We start from the raw sequence: 1,340 nt of genomic DNA, 5'->3' as shown, positions 1-1,340 counted from the left end.
CTCGGCCCTTGGCGGGCGCCATGTCCGGGATCGGTCCGTCCACCTGCTTCCGCGAGGACTGATCAGGTCCTCGGGATGGTGTGGATCAGGCGGCCTTGAGGATGGCGCCGTCGATGACGACGCCGGCGGAGACGTATTTCCAGAGGGCGACGAGGAGCTTTCGGGCGAGGGCGACAACGGCGGTCTTCTTGCCGCGGCCGCCGTTGTCCTGGACGCGCTGGAGGAACCATCGGCTGAGGGCGGAGTGAGGCTGGTGGCGCAGCCACAGCCAGGCGAGCTGGATCATGGCGGTTCGGAGCCTGGGGTTGCCGGCCTTGGAGACACCCTGTTCGCGGTCGATTTTGCCGCTCTGCCAGGGGGTCGGCGCCAGGCCGGCATAGGCGGCCACTTGCCGGCGGTTGTCGAAGGGACGGAACAGCCCCTCATGCCACAGAACCGAGGCGGTCTCGGCACCGACCCCGACCAACTGGGCCAGCATCGCCGTCGGCGCCGGCCGGTCCGGCGGCGCGGTCTGCTCCAGCTGGGCGAGCAGGGCGTCGCGCTCGGCCTCGACCGCCTTGATCTGCTCGCACAGCAGTTCCAGGCGGTCGAGCTCGCGCCGGATCTGGACGCGGAGGTGCGGCCCCAGCGGCCGGCCGTCGCCGGTCTGCAGCGCCTCCAGCCGCACCCGCCGGTCGCGGCGCAGCGGCTGGTAGCCGCCGATCCCCTGGCTGGCGAGCAGGCCTTTGATGCGGTTGACATGGGTCAGCCGCTCGCCGACCAGCGTCCGGCGCTCCCGGCTCAGCCGGCGCACATCCTCCTGCTCCGGGCTCGGCGCCCGCACCATCGAGCACACCCGCGGCTCGCCCCGCTTGTAGGCCAGCAGCGTGCGCAGCAGCGCTTCGCCGTCGATCCGATCGGTCTTCGCCCGGCGCCGGCGCCGCGACACCGCCACCGACGCCGCATCGACGACATGGCTCTCCACCCCTTCGGCTGCCAGCACCCGGTGCAGCCAGTAGCCGTCCAGACCGGCCTCCTGGATCGACACCACCCCATAGTCCCGGCCCGTCCGATCCCGTGCCTTCTCCCGCAGCCGCTCGAACAATCCCAACAGCCCCGCGACGTCGCCCGCCGCCAACTCGTGCCGCGACATCCTCTCGCCGCCGCCCGGCGACAGCGACGTCAACAGCCACTTCGATTGCGACAGTTCCAGCGACACGAAAATCGCGCCAAGATCAAACCGGATAGCGGCCGTCGTGCTCTGGCCTTCGGGACTCTGCATCATCGCCTCCAGGGTTGGTTCAGCAACCTCAACCTCTCACAGGCGCGGTCGCTATCCACTCCCCATAGGGTCTTGACCC

Annotated in this window: 1 protein-coding gene; it reads right to left on the bottom strand. The window is 70.4% G+C overall.

The features are described 5' to 3' along the window. Positions 1-85: 85 nt before the first annotated feature. A complete protein-coding gene (locus tag ACTOWL_RS37880) occupies positions 86-1,264 on the bottom strand; it encodes an IS110 family transposase (RefSeq protein ID WP_441326468.1) in 1,179 nt (392 codons plus the stop codon). Between the last annotated feature and the right edge of the window lie 76 nt (positions 1,265-1,340).

The organism is Inquilinus sp. CA228, from assembly GCF_052078665.1.
In the GTDB taxonomy this organism is placed as follows: Bacteria; Pseudomonadota; Alphaproteobacteria; order DSM-16000; family Inquilinaceae; genus Inquilinus.
Note: the sequence above shows the minus strand (reverse complement) of the source record. Positions and strands in the feature narration are given on the sequence as shown.